Genomic DNA, 18,942 nt, shown 5'->3' on the forward strand with positions numbered 1-18,942 from the left:
AAATTTATGAGCGTTATCGAAAGTTTTGTGGGTGGAGTGAGCCACTGGCGCCGGGATCCGTTGGCTATCCATACCAATCATGTTGATTTATCATGGCGGCACTCAGGTGGTGGGTTCGACCGCCATCGTGCTTGGTTGTCGAGCATTCAGCTGGCGTTTTCATGTTTGATGAAATAAATAGGGGGCAGTATGGAAGATAATCGAATGGATACTCCGACTCAGGTCAAGCAGGTGCAAGGAGAGGTGTTCATTATCGACCAGGCCGGGGCTCTCTCCCGGATGCCGCCCGAGGGGCAGATCGCTCCCGGTCAGGTGATGCTGACCGGGCGCCACGGTCAGGCCTGGCTGGGCAGTGATGGCCAGGCGCTGCAGGTGGGCCCCAATTGTGCCACTTGCGTCGATGAAGAGGGCAACTGGGTCAGCAGCGCCCACACCCTGACCCTCAATGGCGAGCCGGACAAGGCGCCCACCCATGTCGATCTGGAGGCGTTGCAACAGGCCATCCGCGCCGGGGTTGACCCCACGGCCGTCTTCGCCGACACCGCCGCCGGTCCCGGGGACACCGCGGGGGGCGGCGTGGTGGGCGCGGGCTCCAGTGCCGCCGGTTTCATCGTGGTCGACCGGACCAATGACGCCACCCTGGCCGAGGCCGGTTTCGACACCGATCACCAGGGCGCTCGCCAGGAGGTGCGTGATCGCTACGATGGCGAGTACGTGGATGCCTATGCCGCCATCACCATCTTCGAGCCCCAGACCAGCGACAACATCATCAACGCCGACGAGGTGATGAACCTCATCATCCGGGGCGAGGTCTCGGACGTGGAGGAGGGGCAGCCCGTCACCGTCACCCTGATTGATCAGGATGGCAACCGCCTCACAATGACCACAGTGGTGCTGCCCGGCAACCAGTGGGCCGCCGATTTTGGCGACGTCACCGGCAAGCTGGTGGATGGCCCCCTCATCATTCATGCCCATACCGTCGATCGCTTCGGCAACGAGGCGGTCGACACCGGCCAGACCCTGCTTGACACCATCACCACCATCACGCTCGACTTGGCCGATGAGAGCGACACAGGCGCCAGCCAGACCGATGATCTGACCCGGGACACCACGCCGCTGCTGCAAGGCAAGGGGGAGCCCGGCGCCACCGTCACCCTGACCCTGGAAGGCAGGGTGATGGCCGTGCTCACCGTGGATGGCAACGGCAACTGGCAGTATCCCATCCCCGATACCCTGGCCGAGGGCGACCATGATTTTCGCGTCGATGCGGTGGACATCGCGGGCAACCGGGCCAGCGACACCTTGACGGTGACGGTGGATACCCGCGCCGGTATCGACATCGACGACCTCGATACCGACAGCATCCTCGGCCATGACAATGTCACCCTGAGCGGCAGCACCACGGACGTGGAGGCGGGGCAGAGCGTCACCATCAGCCTCATCGGCCAGAACGGCCAGACCCTCTACAGCGGCAGCGCCCTGGTGGGCAGTGATGGCCGCTGGCAGCTGGGGGGCCTGGATCTCTCCGGCATCCAGGGTCCCTATGAGGTGCGCGCCGAGGTGACGGATCTGGCGGGCAACCGGGTGATCGACGGGGCTCCCCTCATCGGCCAGAGCGATACCCTGACCCTGTCCGAGGCGGATCTGGCCAAGGGGCCGGTGAGCACCAGCGGATCCCTGCACACAGGAGCCGGCATGGATGGCAACCTGCAGGTGAGCTTCGCCGCCGATCAGAGCGCCCTCGAGCAGCTTGGCCTGACCAGCCATGGCGCTGCCCTCAGCTATCAAACAAGCGGCCAGACCCTCACCGCCAGCGCGGGGGGCGTGACCGTCTTCACCCTGACCCTGGCCAACGACGGCAGCTATCGCATCGTCTGGCACCAGAGCCTGGATCACGGCCAGGATAGCCTGAGCCTGCCCTTTGCCCTGGAGTATCGCGACAGCGACGGGGATCGGGTGAGTGCCAATCTCACCGTCAACCTGGTGGACAGCACACCGCCGGACTTCACCATAGCCCCCATCGGCCTCACCGAGGATGATTTCACCAATGCGGCGGCCGTGGTGGGACAGAGCCAGTTCGTGGTGGGCCACCAGGCCGATCCCCTGCTGGCGGACTCCGTCGCCTTCGCCGATCAGGCCAATACCCTGGCTCGCCTCAACGGCAGCGGCATCAGCAGCGACGGTCATGTGCTGACTTTCGAATTCAGCGGCGATCGCCTGCTGACCGGTTACTACCTGGATGGCAACGGCAACCGGGTCGAGGTGCTCAAGGCCGAGCTGACCGCCAGCCAACATGGCAGCGATATCGATGGCAAGGTCACCGTCTCCCTGGTCGGGCCCCTGGATCATCAGGGCAGCGACCAGCTCTCCCTCGGGCTCACCGTCTCCGCCAAGGAGATAGACGGTGACGAGACCCGCGCCGATCTGGTTGTCTCCATCGACGACGGTATGGATCCCCACCTTGGCATCGATACCGGCATCAGCTTGCAGGAAGGGGCCTCTGGCCAGACTCTGGAGGGCCAGTTGCCGGTGAGTGTCGGCAGCGATCGCCTGGTCTCCCTGAACTTCGAGGCGAACCAGCCCGGCCTGAATGGCCTTACCAGCGGCGGCCAGCCGACCCACTATCAGGTCAATGGCAATGTCATCACCCTGCTGGATGCGGGCGGCAAGACCATCCTGACCGTGACCCTGGGGCTGGATGGCAAGTACCAGGTGGCGCTTGACGGCGTGCTGGATCAACCGGTCAGCACCAACAGCATCAACCTGGGGCTGCAAGTAGTGGGCAGCGACTTTGACGGGGACAAGAGCAACCTCGGCACCCTCAATATCCATATCACCGACGGCGTGCTACCCCAGGTCGACCCCGTCTCCCTCACCCTGGTGGAGGACAGCGACTGGAACGCGACCCAGACCCTCACCGGGGATCTGGCCATCAGCGCCGGGGCCGACCCCCTGGTCAACATCGCATTCGATGCCAGCCAGCCTGGCCTGCAGGGGCTCACCAGCGGCGGCCAGCCCGTGGTCATCACCATCAGCGGCAACAGCATCAGCGGCGCCGTCAACGGCCAGAACGTCTTCACCCTGACCCTGACCTTCGACAAGGCGGGGCAAGCCGGCCACTACGTCTTCACCCTCAACCAACCGCTGGATCAGGGCAGTGTCGACAGTCTGCTCAAGGCGGGCTTCACCCTGACTGACAGCGACGGCGACACCGTCTCCTCCACCCTGACCGTGGCCATCGGCGATGGGGCCAATCCGGTCATCAGCGCCGTGACCGGCACCGAGATGACGGAGGCGAACCAGGGCGACGGCGCCCTGGTGAGCACCATGAGCTTCACCGTGAACCACGGTGCCGATGCCTTGGCGCCCGATAGCCTCAAATTCGATCTCGCGGCCATTCAAGGCAGCCTGGATGGCAAGTACAGCAGCCACGGCAACCCGGTGACCTTCACCCTGGATGCCAACGGGGATCTGGTGGGAACCAGTAGCGACGGCCGCGAGGTGCTGCGGGCCGAGCTGGATTTGGTAGAGAGCAACGGCAACTGGAGCGTCACCGCCAAGGTGACTCTGGGGGCAGAGCTGGATCACCAGGGCAGCGAGTCCCTTGAGCTGCCGTTGGCGGTCACCCTCACGGACAAGGATGGGGACAGGGTCTCCACCGACTTACCGCTCACCATCAAGGACGGCCATGCGCCGAACTTTGTGGCGGGCAGCGGGGTGAGCCTCAACGAAGGGGATCTCGACGGCCAGACCCCCCTGACCGGCACCGGCCACTTCACCGTGGACGCGGGCTCGGATCGGGTGAGCGAGGTGTCGTTTGCCGACATCGCCGAGCAACCGGCGCTGACCGCGTTGGGCCAGAGTGTCAAATACGAGCTGGTGGACGGGGATGCCGCCATTCCGGGCAACCAGATCCTCAAGGGCTATGTGGAAGTCAACGGCCAGCGGGTCGAGGTGCTCCAGGTGGAACTGGTTGGCAAGCTCGACAACGCCGCCAGCAACGGTTTTGACTACAAGGTGACCCTGTTCGAGGGGGTACATCAGGCCAATGGCGGCAGCACCGAGCTGCCGTTCAAGGTCAACGTCATCGACAGCGACAAGGGGGCGGGCAACAACGATAGCACCACGGGCACTCTCAACATCAGCGTGACAGAAGGGGCCAACCCGACCCTCAGCCTCACCGGGGTGACCCTGAATGAGGGGAGCTTCGATGGCGCCGCCAGCAACCAGACCGCGGACGATCAGCACGCCACCGGCACCCTGACCATCACGGCGGATTCCGATCCCGTGGTGGACGTGCGCCTGACCCTCTCTGGCCAGGTGGTGGATGCCAATGGCAACCCCATTACCCACAACGGCGAGCCCCTCACCTGGCAGGAGGTGGCGGGCAGCAACGGCCATTCCTTCCAGGCCCTGACCGCCAGCGGCACCCTGGTGCTGAGCGTCACCCTGCCGGGCGTGCCGGGCAGCATCGCGGCCCACAGCAGCCAGCCCCTGGATTACCAGGTGACGGTGCACACCAACCTGGATCACGGCGCGGATGACAGGCTCGACCTCACCCTGCCGGTGAAGGTGACCGACAGCGACGGCAGCGTGATCACCGGCGAGACCACTGCCGTGATCACCGATGCCGCCGATCCCGTGATCAGCGCCATCGATAGCGTCACCGTCAAGGAGTCTGATCTCGATGGCGGCAGCGGCCAGCACATCGGCACCAGCCCGTCCGGGACGGGGGAAATAGCCGTCGGCCAGGTGACCATCGTCGCCGGGAGCGATCGGGTGGCCGCCCTGCAACTGGATGTGGCCCGTTTCAACGCCCTCAATCAGCTCACCTCGGGGGGCAAGCCCGTCACCATGAGTGCCGACAGCCAGCCGGGTGTCTATCTTGGCAAGGACAGCGCAGGCAAGCTCATCTTCACGCTGACCCTGGATGTCTCCGGCCGCTACACCTTCGAGCTCACCGGCAATCTGGATCACAGCGTCCAGGGCAAGGATCTGCTGGATATCCAGCTGCCACTGCAGGCCCTGGACAGCGACGGGGATCTGAGCGCCGAGGTGATAGGCCATGTGAGCGTGGAGGATGACGTGCCCGTGGCCGTGGACGCGGTCAAGACCCTCAACGAGGGGGCCAAGGTGAGCGGCGAGCTGCTGGCCACCGCCAGCGAGGGGGCGGATGATGCGGTGGTGAGAGCGGTGACCATCAATGGCACCGAGCACCCCATCGCCGCCAGCGGCAATACCACCATAGCGGTGACTGACGGCACGGGTCAGCCCATCGGCACCCTGGTGATCAATGCCGAGGGCAAATACAGCTTCACCGCCCTGGCCGGGATCGACCACAGCAACAAGACCCTGGTGCAGACCATAGACTTCCAGCTGGTGGACGGGGATGGGGATACCGACGACGGTGTGCTGACCCTGACCATCAGGGACGAGGCGGGCAAGCTGACCGTCAGTGCCGTCACCGGCGCCGAGGACGCGGGGGCCGGCGATCCCGGCCAGGGGATCCCCATCACCATGAACCTGGATGTGGGGGATTTCGATCGGGGCGAGCATGTGGAGACACTGCTTATCCAGGCGCCCGCCAACACCCATGGCACCTTCTACTTCAACGGGGTGGCGCTCACCACGGTCACCCAGGGGGGCAAGACCTGGTATCAGGTGCCGCCGGAGGCCATGGTCACCAGCGACAACGAGCACTACCAGACCCAGGGGCTCACCTTCGTACCCTCTCACGACTATTCGAGCTACAACGATGGCGGCAACCCGCTGCGCTTCCCGGTGCAGCTGCAGGTAGGCGTCACCGAGGGGAGCAAGCCCCCGGTGCTGACCGGCAACCTGGAGATCACTGTGCAGGGCATCGCCGACAAACCCCTGTGGGATGCGGGCAGCACCCATCAGCACTACAGCACGGACGAGGACAGCAGCGGCATCGCCCTCAACGTCAAGGCGGGCCTCACCGACACGGACGGCTCCGAGACCCTGAGCTACCGGATAGAGTGGGCGTCCGGCGAGGGGACGCTGACCCTGAATGGCAAGGTGCTCACCCCGGGGGCGAACGGCCTCTATACGGTGGCCGGTGGCGACATCAACAAGGTGACCGTGGTGCCCGGCAAGGATTACAGCGGTGACATCAAGCTGGTGCTGACCCCGGTGAGTACGGAGAAGACCCCTGTGGTGACCGGGCAGGAGACCGCCCTCGGCGATCCGCTGGAGGTGGTTGTCAACGTCAACCCGGTGGCGGATGACGCCAAGTTGACGGTGCGCGAGATCCAGGGCAAGGAAGATACCCTGCTGGATCTGGGCAGCAAGATAGTGCTCACCCATCTGGGAGACACCACGGATGGCTCCGAGAGCCTGTTCGTGCGCATCAGCGGCCTGCCCGCCGGTGCCACCCTCTGGCTCGGCGGCGTAGCGGTGGCCCAGGATGGGAACGGCTACTACGAGGTGCCCTATGACCGCATCGGCGAGCTCAGGCTCGAGCCGCCGAAAAACAGCAACGTCGATTTCGATCTCACCATTGAAGGGGTGGTGAAGGACAGCGCCACCCTGACCGATGCCAATGGTCAGACCCACATTGTGGTGAACGAGAAGGTGATCGGCAGCCAGGGCCTGCACGTGGATCTGGTGGGGGTGGTGGATGAGCCCCATCTTGACCTCAACACCACCGACTGGACCCAGGAGGGCAACGGCTACAGCATCACCATAGAGGAAGATGGCCGGGCCCCCCTGGACTTCAAGCTGGAGTCAGGGGAGTGGACCGATACCCCACTGGACAACTCGGAGAGCCTGAACCTGGTGCTGGAAGGACTGCCGGAAGGGGCCAGGGTGTTTGATGGCAACGGCAAGGAGCTGACCCTCACCTTCGCCGGGCTGGACGCCAAGGGCCAGCCGACCTATCAGGTGGACGTCTCGAACCTGGGCAACCTGCAGATCCAGCCGCCCCCCAACAGCACCGAAGACCTGCACCTCGTCGGCCACGTGGTGGTGACCGAAAACGACGGGGATCACAAGAGCTTCGATGTGCCGCTCACCATCAAGGTGGAGCCGGCTATCGACGCCACCGACTACGCCAAGACCAGCGAGGGTCTGGAGGATCAGTTCATCGTGCTCGACTGGCAGCCGACCTTGACCGACGGCGCCGAGCAGGTGACCCACCTCAGCCTCTCCGGCATCGAGCCCGGTTACGAGATCTGGATCCGGGTGGGTGGTGTGGATACCCGGCTCGATGTGAATGGCGGCGCCGTGGACCTGAGCGACGCCGAGCTGCAGAGCCTGCAAAACGGCGGCCAGCTGTTGGTGAAAGGGCCCGAGGACAGTGACAAGGACACCACCCTCCAGAGTCATGTCACTGTGACCCAAGTGGATGTGGATTCCAGCGCCACCGCCCAGAAGGTGATCGAGGGCACCCTGCATGTGGATATCCAGGCCGTGGTCGAACCCGATGGCAACCTGGTGCAGACCGGGGGCGCCCTGGAGAGCCCGGACGGACACGACATCCCGCTGGGCGGGGTATTCGCGTTCGAGGATCTGGACCCCAGCAGCGATGAGGTCATCGACTACCTGGTGATCAGCGATCTGCCCCCCGGCTTCGTGGTCGTGGGCGGCATCAACGACGGCCAGGGCAACTGGACTGTGCCCCGCGACGCCCTCGGCAGCTATGCCCTGCGCTCGCCCGATGACTACACGGGCACCGTCACCTTCAAGGTCAGCGCCAGGGTGATCGACCTTGGCGACAACAACGAGGGGGACGTGAGCGCCCCGGTCTATCGGGAGATCACCGTCAGCGCCGACTTCCATGACTCGACCAGTTCGGGCCAGATCGCGGCCGACGTCGATTTCGACAACAGCGCCCCCATCACAGGGGTGGAGGACCATGGCGTCAACTTCGGCAGCCAGCTCAAGGACATGGTGACCCTGGGCACGGCGGACATCGGCGACGACGAGCTCAGCATCGTCCTCACAGGTCTGCCCCCCGGCGTCAACGTGCAGGGGCTCACCTATGACTTCGTCAACGGCGAGTACCTCATCAAGCTGCCGGGCGGCCTCGATGACCTCGACCGGCTGACCCTGACCCTGCCGGAGGATTACGCTGGCGACGGCCTGCACTTCAATGTGCGCCTGGTCAACACCGACACAGTGAGTGGCGACACCAAGACGGTGGAAAAAGAGGTCACCCTCTCCATCACCCCGGAGGTGGACATCAACGGCGGTCGTGACGGCCAGCCAGAGCTGACGCTGCAGGTGAAGGAGGAGAACGGTCAGCCGGGCAACCTGGAAGACACCGACATTCATCTCGATCTCTCGGTCAAACTCGCGGACATCAGCCCCTCGGTGGCCGATGGCGGTTTCGAGACGGTGGAGCGGGTGGTGGTGACCGTGGATCCCCAATATGGTCACTTCCTCGACGAGCACGGCCAGCCGGTCACCACCCTCACGGTGAACGACCCGGCGGACCTCAAGGATCTGGTGTTCGTGCCCAAGGAGCACTTCAGCGGCAAGGTGCCCCTGGATATCCGGGTCGACATCCTGGACAGTGCCACCACCGGCACGGACAGGGGCAGCTGGAGCGGCCAGGCGAGCTTCGAGGTGCTGCCGGTCAACGATCCGGCCAACCTCACGGTGAAGGATGTGAGCGGCGACGAGGATGGCAGCGTGAGCCTGGGCGGGCTGGGCGCGACCCTGATTGACAACGATGGCTCCGAGCAGATAGTGGCGCTGCAGATAAAAGGGGTACCGGACGGCTTCACCCTGTCGGCCCCGGCGGTGAACAACGGCGGCGGGGTGTGGCAGGTGCCTGTGGGCACCGACTTCTCCACCCTGACCCTGATCCCGCCGGCAGATTTTAGCGGCACAGTGGATCTCACCCTGAGCGCCTTCACCCTGGACCAGGGGCTCACCCTGCCGCTCGAGACCAGCGGCGGCTTCACCGTCACCGTCAATCCGGTGGGGGATACCATCATCGCCGACATCCAGGACCAGGCGAGCGGCACCGAGGGAGATGTCGTCACCCTCAACCTGGGGCTGGAGACCAGAGACACCCAGGCCACCGGCGGCAGCGCCCCCAACGTTCACGAGAACGGGCCCGAACAGGTGCGGGTCACCCTGGAAGGGGTACCCGACGGGGCCGAGATCCGCCTGCCTGACGGGGTCGATGGCACTGTGGTGGATCTGGGCGGCGGCGTCTGGCAGGTGACCACGGCGGGCGGCAAGCTCGACGGGGTGGAGCTGGTGACCAACGACGCCAACGGCGCCATGGAGATCAAGGTGACGGCCCAGAGCCTGGACAACGGCGCCCTCGGCCCCGAAGTGAACGGCACCATCCATCTCGATGTGAGCCCGGTCAACGATGCCCCCATCAACGTGCTGCCTGGGGATCTCCAGGTGGCCCAGGAGGACGAGCCCCTCGTCATCCAGGGTTTGCAGGTCAAGGACGTGGATGCGGGCAGCGGCATCATGGAGGTACGCCTGTCGGTGGAGCACGGCACCCTGACCCTGCCGGCAGGGAGCGGCGTGACCCTGACCGGCAATGGCACCGGCGATGTGGTGCTGACCGGCACTCTGGCGGATCTCAATGCCCTGCTCGCGGGCGGGGTCACCTATCAGGGGGATCCGGACTTCCACGGCAATGACGCCTTGACCATGGTGACGGACGATAGGGGCAACACCGGCAGCGGCGGCGCCCTGAGTGACACCGATGTGCTGCCCATCCTGGTCGAGCCGGTCAACGATGCTCCCGTCAACCAGCTGCCGACCACGCCCCAGGTGGCGCAGGAAGATCAGCCCTTCGCCATTCACGGGCTGCAGGTGAGCGATGTGGATGCGGGCGACAGCCCTCTCTCGGTGACCCTCTCCGTGCTGCACGGCACCCTGGAACTGGCGGCGGGCAGCGGCGTGACGGTGAGCGGCAGCGGCAGCAACACCCTGGTGCTGAGCGGCTCCCAGGATGCCATCAATGCTCTGCTCGCAGGCGGCGTGACCTATCAGGGTGAGCAGGACTTCAATGGCCAGGATGCCCTGACCATGGTGACCAATGACCTTGGCAACACCGGCAGCGGTGGTGCCCTGAGCGACACCGACCTGCTGCCCATCCTGGTCGAGCCGGTCAACGACGCCCCCGAGCTGACCCTGCCTGCGGGCGGCCTCTCGGTGGATGAGGATGGGGAGCTCATCCTTGGCGGCATCAGCGTCAAGGATCTGGATGCGGGCACGGCGCCGGTGCAAGTCACCCTCAGGGTCGAACACGGCCTGCTGGTGGCCGCCGCTGGCGCCGGGGTGAGTGTGCTCGGCAACAACAGCAACAGCCTGACCCTGACGGGCTCCCAGGATGCCCTCAACGCCTTCCTGGCCGGCGAGGTGCACTATCAGCCAAGTCCCGACTACTGGGGAGACGACAACCTCAGCCTGGTGGTCTCGGATCTCGGCAACACGGGGGCGGGCGGCGCCCTGGAGGCGAGCGGCCAGGTGGGCATCGCGATCGCGGCCCAGGCCGATCAGCCCACCCTGACCCTGGACAGCCATGACGTCACCGCCCTGGCGGGGGGCTGGGTGCCCCTCAGCCTGAGTGCCTGGGTAGCCAATCCCGAGCCCGGTGAGCTCAGCATACGGCTCAGTGGCCTGGGCGGTGCCCAGGTGCTGGATCAGGATGGCCATACCGTGGGGCAAGATCTGGGCAACGGCGACTGGCTGCTGCCCGGGGACAGCAATCTGCCCCTCTTCTTGGACGGGCTGGGGGTTGGGGATCACAGCATTGCCCTGCAGGCCGAGTCCAGTTCGGGCGGCAGCGTCATCCGCTCGCTCCCGGACACCCTGGCCGTGCACACGGTGGTGGGCAACGAGCTCCATGGCAGCGGCGGCGATGATCACCTGGTGGGCAGTCAGGGGGACGACATCCTCTATGGCGGCGCCGGCAGTGACATCCTCACCGGTGGGCTGGGCAGCGACACCTTCGTCTGGCAGTTGCCGGATGCGGGCACGGCCAGCCAGCCGGCCCTGGACACCATCACCGACTTCAACCTGGCGCAGGGAGACAGGCTGGATCTCAGCGACATGCTCAAGGGGAGCGGCGCTGGCAGCGTCAGTGACTTGCTCGCCCATGTCCAGGTGTCGGTGACGGCGGGCAGCGATGGCGCCAGCGATCTGCGGCTGGACATCTCTCCCGATGGCAGCGGTCAGGTGACCCAGTCCATCGCGTTGAGAGACGTGGATCTCTCCAGCCTCGATCTCGGCGGGGGCAGTCAGAGCGAGATCCTGACCTCCCTCATCGACAGTCAGCACCTCATCATCCACCACCCCTGATGCAACAAGGCCGCCCTCGGGCGGCCTTGTCATGATTGGCGCGTCAGCGTCTCACCCGCAGCACTTCTTGAACTTCTTGCCACTGCCGCACAGGCAGGGATCATTGCGCCCGGGCAGCGGCAGGGGATCGACCGCAAACTGCACCCCGTCGGTGTAGACCCAGCGCCCCGCCAGGCGCACGAAGCGGGATCGCTCGTGCAGGCAGTGGCGCTGCCCCTGCAGGACAAACCAGGCCTTGAACTCCACCTCGCCCTCCTCATCGCTCGCCTCGCCCCCCTGGCTGGCCAGGATCTCGAGCCCGGTCCAGCGGGTCTGCTGGTCGGCCAGCTCGGCCGCCGTGAGACTGCCGAGATAATCCGGGTGCCAGCTCTGCACCAGGTATTCCCCCAGTCCCAGCACGAAGGCGCTGTAGCGCGAGCGCATCAGCTGGCGGGCGCTGGGGGCCGCCTTGCCCTGATGGAAGGGGGCGCAGCAGCTGGCATAGGGGAGGGCGGAGGTGCAGGGGCAAGGGGTCATGGCATCTGTCGTCTGTGGATCATGGGAGCGCAATTGTAGCCAGAGCGGGGGGCCGCAGACCAGCGCCGCGGCCGGTTAAGTGATCGGGGCCTAGAACTTGGTGGCGCGATTTGGGGATTGGCCGAGAATATGGGAACATTAGCCATCTTTCGCCCGCTTCGTTAACACACCCTATGAATGAGATCGTCAAAGGCAGTATCGATTTGATCCGTCAGCTCAACTACGGCCTGGTCTACGCCAGTCTGGAGGAGCACAAGGAGCTGTCCCGCACCGATCTCTCCCGCCTGACCGGACTCTCCCCCGCCAGCATCACCAAGATCACCCGGGAGCTGCTCGATGGCGGCCTGGTGGTGCCCTGCGGCGAGAGCTCGGTCGGCCGCGGTCGGCGCCAGATCCTGCTGCGCATCAACGAGCGCCGCTTCCAGTTTCTCTCCATGCGCCTGGGGCGGGGCTATGTGGACATGGCCTTGTTCGACTTGGCGGGGCGCTCCCTGGCCCGCCATCGCCATCAGTTCAGCGACGGGGAGCGCGGCGACCTGCTGCCCAGCCTGATCCAGGCCATCGAGGCCTTCTTGCCCAAGCGGGCCCTGCGCCTGGCCTGCATCGCCCTCTGCCTGCCCGGCCAGGTGGAGCGTCACTCCGGCATGGTGCGCCACTTCCCCTACTATGATCTGCGCAACTGGCCCCTCGGGCCGACCCTGGAGCAGGCCTTCTCCGTGCCCGTGCTGGTGAGCGGCGACGTGCGCACCTGGATCCAGGCCGAGCGCGAATGGGGCGCCGCCAGGAACTGCGCCGATGCGGTGCTGGTGTTCGTCCACAACGACATAGGGGTGGGCATGGTGGTCAATGGCCAGCTGATGGAGAGCGAGTCCGCCATGCTCGGGGATCTCAGCCATCTGCAGCTCGAACCCTATGGCCAACGCTGTTACTGCGGCGGCTTTGGCTGCGCCTGCACCCTGGTGACCAATCAGGCGCTGGAGGCCCAGTATCGCGAGCTGCGCGAACGCATGGCGGACACGGCATCCGATCTGCCCGAGAGCGTCACCATCCGCGAGCTGTGCGAGCTGGCCCTGGCGGGCAACAACCTGTGTCAGGACATCTTGCACCAGGCGGCGGGGCGTCTGGCCCGGGTGCTGGCCAACCTCATCTGCCTGCTCAATCCCGGCAAGCTGCTGCTGGGGGGCGAGATCACCCGGGCCGATCGCCTGCTGTTCCCCATGCTGCATCAGGCCCTGGCGAGCCAGCTGCCCGCCGATTACCTGGTGCGCCTGCAGATAGAGTCCACCCATTTCTACGAAGATCCCACCAAGCCCACCTCGGTGCAGGTGCACAAGGCCCTGCGCGACGGCAGCCTGCTGCTGGAGCTGCTTCGCGGCGGGAGCGGCGAGTCATGAGGGGCGGCGGGACCATCCCCTGCGGCCAGGGGGCGGGAGGGGATCGATGACACTGGGACTGCAGGGACGCTTCCTTCTCATCTTGTGTTTTATCAGCCTGTTGCAACTCATCCTGCTCAGCACCGCCAGCTATTACTATGTCTCGGAGCAGCGCTACCGGGAGATAGGGGATCAGGCCCTGGACGTGGCCCAGCTGGTGGCCCGGGATCCGGCCGTGGTGGCCCAGGTGCGCCGGGCCGACACGGCGCGCCTCAATCCCCTGGTGGAGCGGATCCGCGCCGATGTGGGGGCCAGCTTCATCGTCATCGGCGACAGCAATGCCCTGCGGCTGGTCCACCCCAGGGCCGATCGCATCGGCCAGCCCATGGTGGGGGACGATCCGACCCGGGCCCTGGTGCATGGGGAGTCCTATGTCTCCCACGCCCAGGGCTCCCTCGGGGTCTCGGTGCGCGGCAAGACCCCGATCCGGGACGAGCTGGGCCAGATCATCGGCGTGGTGTCGGTCGGCTACCTGGTGCGGGACATAGATGCGGACTTGCGGGGCTTCCTGCGCTTTGGCCTCTTCATCACCCTGCTCATCGTGCTGCTCAACAGCCTGGCGGCGGGCTGGCTGGCGCGGCGCTACAAGAAGGCGATTTTCGGCTTCGAACCCGAGCAGATAGGGCGCCTCTACGCCGAGCTCGACTGCACCCTGCGCACGGTGCGCGAAGGGATCCTCACCATAGATGGCGAGGGGCGGCTCACCTCCCTCAACCCCAACGGCGTCAAGTTGCTGCGCCTCGAGGAGGAGCAGGCCAGGCGGGCCATCGGCCGCCCCATCAACGAACTGCTGCCCGAGACCCGGATGCTCTCGCTCATCGACGATCCCACCCCGCAATATGACGAGGAGATCTGGCTCAACGGGCAGCAGTTGATCGTCAACCGCCTGCCCCTGGTGCGGGGCGGCGAGCTGATCGGCGCCGTCTCGAGTTTTCGGCGCAAGGACGAACTGGCCGAGCTGACCGCCCAGCTCAGCCAGGTGCAGGCCTACAGCGATCTGCTGCGGGTGCAGACCCATGAACACAACAACCAGCTCGGCACCATCGCCGGGCTGATCGAGCTGGGGGCCCATGAGGAGGCGCTCGCCTTCATCGGCCGGGAGGCGGAGACGGAGCAGACCCTGCTGGCCTTCCTGATGGAGGCGATCGCCAAGCCCAAGGTGGCGGCCCTGCTGCTCGGCAAGTACCACAGGGCCCACGAGCTGGGGCTGGAGCTCATGGTCGAGCCGGGCTCGCGGCTGCACGACATTCCCGCCCGGGTCTCGGGATCCCAGTTGGTGACCCTGCTTGGCAACCTCATCGACAACGCCTTCGAGGCGACCCGCCGCCACGGCGCCCCCTATGCCCCGGTGCGGGTCTCCCTGACCGATCTGGGGCAGGATGTGATCCTGGAGGTGGAAGATGGCGCCGGCGGCGTCGATCCGGTGCTGGCGGATCGATTGTTCGAGCCCGGGGTCAGCTGCAAGGCGGAGCCCGGCCACGGCATCGGGCTCTCCCTGGTGCGCAAGACCCTGGATGCCCTCAAGGGGCAGATCCACATCGAGGCCACCGAGCGGGGCAGCTGTTTTGTCTGTTACATTCCCAAGGACGCGTGAATGATCAAGGTATTGATAGTGGAGGACGATCCGGCCATCGCCGAGATCCACCGCCGCTTCGTCGAGCGGCTGCCGGGCTTCGTCCTGTGCGGCCTGGCCCTCACCTTAAGTGATGCCCGCGAGCAGATCGCCGTGCTCAGACCCGATCTGGTGCTGCTCGACGTCTGGCTGCCGGACGGCGAGGGGCTGGGGCTGCTCAAGCAGCTGCGCCAGGAGGGGGCCGAGGTGGATGTCATCTTGCTCACGGCGGCGCGGGAAGCCGCCACCCTGCAAGAGGCGATGCGCCTCGGGGTGGTGGATTTCATCTTGAAACCCGTGGTGTTCGAGCGCCTCAAGGGCACCCTGGAGAAGTATCAGCAGAGCCGGCTGGCCCTGGCCAGCCTGGCGGACATCAGCCAGCAGGACGTGGACGCCCTGTTGGGTGCCGGCGCCGCTGGCAGCCAGCCCCTGACCCTGCCCAAGGGCATCGATGCCCTCACCCTGGAGCGGGTCCTGAGCGCCCTGGCGGGCCAGGGGGCGAGCGCCGAGGAGATCGGCGCCAGGGTGGGGGTGAGCCGCACCACGGCGCGCCGCTACCTGGAGTTTCTGGTGGGTCAGCAGCTGGCGTTCCCCGAGCTCGAATATGGCACGGTCGGGCGGCCGGAGCGGCGCTATCGCCGCCGCTGAACCCGGTGTCAGCCAACCAAACAAAGAGCGCCTCGCGGCGCTCTTTTCGTACATGACGGTGTGTCACTCATCAGGGTCTCTGCGCGTTATGGGGAGGGTACAGGGCGGCAGAGTGTCATGGACTCAGTGATCCGTGACCGGGGTGCCCTTGGGCTCCTTGCGAGTCTGCCACCACTGCCAGAGCGGGATCAGCAGCATGGTGACCGTGATGGCGGTGAAGGCCAGGGTGATGGGGCGCTCCCACAGGAAGCTCAGGCTGCCGTCGTTGATCACCAGGGCGCGGCGCAGGTTGTCCTCCAGCATGCCCCCCAGGATGAAGCCGAGCAGCATGGGGGCCATGGGGAAGGTGAGCAGGCGCAGGCCGATGGCGATCAGCGCAACGATGACCATCACATGGATATCCATGGTGTTGAACGACACCAGATAGACCCCGGTCAGGGAGAAGAGCAGCACCATGGGGATGAGCACGGGGCGCGGCACCGCCAGTACCTTGGCCAGGTAGGGGATGAGGGGCAGGTTGAGCACCAGCAGCACCACGTTGCCCAGATACATGGAGATGATCACCGACCAGAACACCTCCGGATGCTCCATGAACAGGCGCGGGCCCGGCTGGATGCCGTAGGCCACCAGGGCGCCCAGGATCAGGGCCGTGGTGCCGGAGCCCGGGATCCCCAGGGTAAGCAGGGGCACGAAGGAGCCGGTGGAGGCGGCGTTGTTGGCCGCTTCCGGCGCCGCCAGGCCGCGCAGGCTGCCCTTGCCAAACTGATCCTGATGTTTTTTGCCTGCGATGTTGCGCTCGGCGCCATAGGCCATGAAGGCGGCGATGGTGGCGCCGGCCCCCGGCAGCACGCCGATGAGAAAGCCCAGCACGGAGGAGCGGGCGATGGGCGGGGCAATCTCGCGCACCTCCTCGCGGCTCAGCTTGAGGCTGCCGAGCTGCTGCATCTGTTTGGCCTCCTCCTCGCTGTTGTCCTTGCCCGGGCGCAGCACCGCCATCAGGATCTCCGCCAGGGCGAAGGTGGCCATGGCCAGCAGCAGGAAGGAGAAGCCGTCCCGCAGATCCGGCAGGCCGAAGGTGAAGCGGTCCACCCCGACGCTGCGGTCGATGCCGATGGTGGAGATCATGATGCCAAACAGCGCCATGATCAGTGCCTTGAGCACCTGACCCTTGCCGGCAAAGGCCGCCACGGCGGAGAGCCCCAGCACCATGAGGGCGAAGTAGTCCGCCGACTGGAAGGAGAGGGAGACCTTGGCCAGCAGGGGGGCCGCCACCATCAGCATGATGGCGGAGAGGGTGCCGCCGGTGAAGGAGGCGTAGGCGGCGATGGCCAGCGCCTTGCCCGCCTGACCCTTGCGTGCCAGGGGGTAGCCGTCGAAGGCGGTTACCACGGTGGCCGAGCAGCCGGGGGCGTTGATCAGGATGGAGGAGGTGGATCCGCCGAAGATGGCGCCGTAATAGACCCCCGCCATCAGTATGATGCCGGAGGAGGGATCCAGGCCATAGGTGATGGGGATCATCAGGGCGATGGCGGTGACCGGGCCCAGGCCCGGCAACATGCCGATAAAGGTGCCGACGAAGCAGCCCAGCACCACCATCATCAGGTTGACCGGCAGCAGCGCGGTGCCGAGTCCTTGCAAGATTCCGTCTAACATGGTGACTCCTTAAAACCCGAGCAGGGTGAACAGACGACCCGGCTCCAGATAGACGTTGAGCCCCTTGGTGAGCAGGGCCCAGAAACCGAGGGAGAAGGGGACGCTGATCATCAGGCCGTAGCGCAGGCTGGGCTCACCCAGTACCCGTATGCCCAGGGTCAGGAAGGCGATGGTGGAGAGTACGAAGCCAAACCAGGTCAGCCCCAGGCCATAGACCACCATGAGTCCGAGCAGGATGAAGACCCGGCGCCAGTCTCCCTCTTCCCGGCGCAGGGGCTGGCCCCCCGGAAAGATCACCAGCAGCAGGGAGAGCAGCACCCCGAGCCCGGCCAGGGCATAGGGCAGGGTGCTGGCGGTGAAGGGTTCATACTCGTCGCCGGGGTAGCCCGGGATCTCGGTGGCGTAGTAGCCATAGGCGAGGGAGAGCAGCAAAAACAGCAGGCCTCCCAGTCGCTCCTTGGTGATGTTCATGTCTGTCTCTCCAACATGGACGGCGGGCCAGTGCCCGCCTGTTATGTGACAACCTGGGTTACTTGATGAAGCCGAGCTCGCGCATCAGTCCGCCGATCTGCTGCTCCTGGCCGTCGAGGAAGGCGGTGAACTCGGGACCCGACTTGTAGAGGTTGGTCCAGCTGTTGCGGCTGCGGACCACTTCCCACTCCGGTTTGTCGTACATCTGCTTGAGCAGGGCGGCAAACTCGGCGGATTTCTCCGGGCTGATGGTGGGGGAGGCGAAGTAGCCGCGCCAGTTGGCGAAGACGGTGGGGTTGTTCTGCTCGCTGAAGGTGGGGACCTGATCCGCCCCCGGCAGGCGCTGGTCGGAGGTGACCCCGAGGATCCGCATCTGGCCGGACTTGACCGCTTCCATCGCCTCGCCAAAACCGGTGGAGATGGCCTGGGTCTCCCCGGCCAGCACGGCGGCCATGGCGCTGCCGCCGGCATCGTAGGCGACGTAGCGCAGCTTGCTGGCGTCGGCGCCGGCATTCTTGAAGGTCAGGGCGGCGACCAGGTGATCCAGGCTGCCACGGGCGGAGCCCCCGGCGATCTTCACCTTGGCGGGGTTCTCCTCATAGGCGGCCAGCAGTTGGGCCCAGTTCTGATAGGGGGAGTCTGCCTTCACCGCCAGGGCCTGGTAATCGGCGATGATGGCGGCGACCGGGGTGAGATCCCGGAAGGACTGGGGCAGCTCCTTGGAGAGGGATTTGACGATGATGGGGGTGGAGTTGACCATCAGGGTCTTGTCGGACTGGGCCGAGGTCTCGATGAGGTGGGCGATGGCCTTGGCGCCGCCACCGGCGGACATGTTCTGGTAGGAAACGGTCTGGACCAGACCGGACTTGGCCAGCACTTCACCTGTGCCGCGGGCCGTGGTATCCCAGCCGCCGCCGGCGCCGCCGGGGATCAGGAAGTGAACGTCGTCGATCTGGGCGTGGGCGCCGAAGCTCAGTGCGAGCAGGCTACCGATCAGGGTGCGCTTGAAGGTTCCTTGCAACATGGTGCTCTCCTCGTGATTGTTGCGGGAAGGTTAATGCGAGGTGGCCACCCGGAAAAGATTGTGACCGAAATGGTTATTTAGGCTGTTGTGGCCATTGTGTTCATTCTGTTCGCGGCTTTTCCCCGGGGGCGCCGTGCAACGAGGGAGGTGAAGGGGCGAGCGCCCTATCGGTGGATCTGAGGCGTGGGATCTGAGGCGGGTGGGCCGAGGGCGCCGCGCGGATGAACGGCCAGAGGGGCGCGAAGGCTGCAAGGGGCCGGATAGAAAAAAACCGGCGCACATGGCGC

General features: G+C 65.7%; 8 protein-coding genes. 4 read left to right on the top strand and 4 right to left on the bottom strand.

Annotated elements, in window-relative coordinates:
* The first annotated feature begins 189 nt into the window (after window positions 1-189).
* On the top strand, window positions 190-11,298 hold the full coding sequence (locus tag ACW5W4_RS03905) for a retention module-containing protein (RefSeq protein ID WP_456688486.1): 11,109 nt from the start codon (window positions 190-192) through the stop codon (window positions 11,296-11,298).
* A 51-nt stretch (window positions 11,299-11,349) separates the two neighbouring features.
* On the opposite strand, the gene ACW5W4_RS03910 is transcribed toward ACW5W4_RS03905, so the two are convergent.
* A complete protein-coding gene (locus tag ACW5W4_RS03910) occupies window positions 11,350-11,814 on the bottom strand; it encodes a YchJ family protein (RefSeq protein ID WP_427261651.1) in 465 nt (154 codons plus the stop codon).
* 173 nt (window positions 11,815-11,987) lie between these two features.
* On the opposite strand from ACW5W4_RS03910, the gene ACW5W4_RS03915 reads away from it, so the two are divergent.
* Genes ACW5W4_RS03915 through ACW5W4_RS03925 form a run of 3 tightly spaced genes read left to right on the top strand, consistent with a single transcriptional unit; the run spans window position 11,988 to window position 15,507 of the window.
* Window positions 11,988-13,208: an ROK family protein gene (locus ACW5W4_RS03915; protein ID WP_408797789.1), complete on the top strand. Its 1,221-nt coding sequence runs from the start codon at window positions 11,988-11,990 to the stop codon at window positions 13,206-13,208.
* A gap of 46 nt (window positions 13,209-13,254) precedes the next feature.
* The gene (locus ACW5W4_RS03920) at window positions 13,255-14,841 is read left to right on the top strand and encodes an ATP-binding protein (protein ID WP_456688487.1); all 1,587 of its coding nucleotides are present in this window, start codon (window positions 13,255-13,257) and stop codon (window positions 14,839-14,841) included.
* On the top strand, window positions 14,842-15,507 hold the full coding sequence (locus ACW5W4_RS03925; protein WP_427261653.1) for a response regulator: 666 nt from the start codon (window positions 14,842-14,844) through the stop codon (window positions 15,505-15,507).
* 123 nt (window positions 15,508-15,630) lie between these two features.
* On the opposite strand, the gene ACW5W4_RS03930 is transcribed toward ACW5W4_RS03925, so the two are convergent.
* From ACW5W4_RS03930 to ACW5W4_RS03940, 3 genes are read right to left on the bottom strand one after another with little or no spacing between them, the layout of a single operon-like run.
* Window positions 15,631-17,160 (bottom strand): tripartite tricarboxylate transporter permease, encoded by a 1,530-nt coding sequence (locus ACW5W4_RS03930; protein WP_456688488.1) that lies wholly within the window; start codon window positions 17,158-17,160, stop codon window positions 15,631-15,633.
* A gap of 9 nt (window positions 17,161-17,169) precedes the next feature.
* Window positions 17,170-17,631 (bottom strand): tripartite tricarboxylate transporter TctB family protein, encoded by a 462-nt coding sequence (locus tag ACW5W4_RS03935; RefSeq protein ID WP_408797796.1) that lies wholly within the window; start codon window positions 17,629-17,631, stop codon window positions 17,170-17,172.
* Window positions 17,632-17,689: 58 nt separating this feature from the next.
* Window positions 17,690-18,655, bottom strand: coding sequence for a tripartite tricarboxylate transporter substrate binding protein (locus tag ACW5W4_RS03940; RefSeq protein WP_427261655.1), 966 nt, complete (start codon window positions 18,653-18,655; stop codon window positions 17,690-17,692).
* Window positions 18,656-18,942: the final 287 nt, after the last annotated feature.

Source organism: Aeromonas crassostreae, from assembly GCF_054052445.1.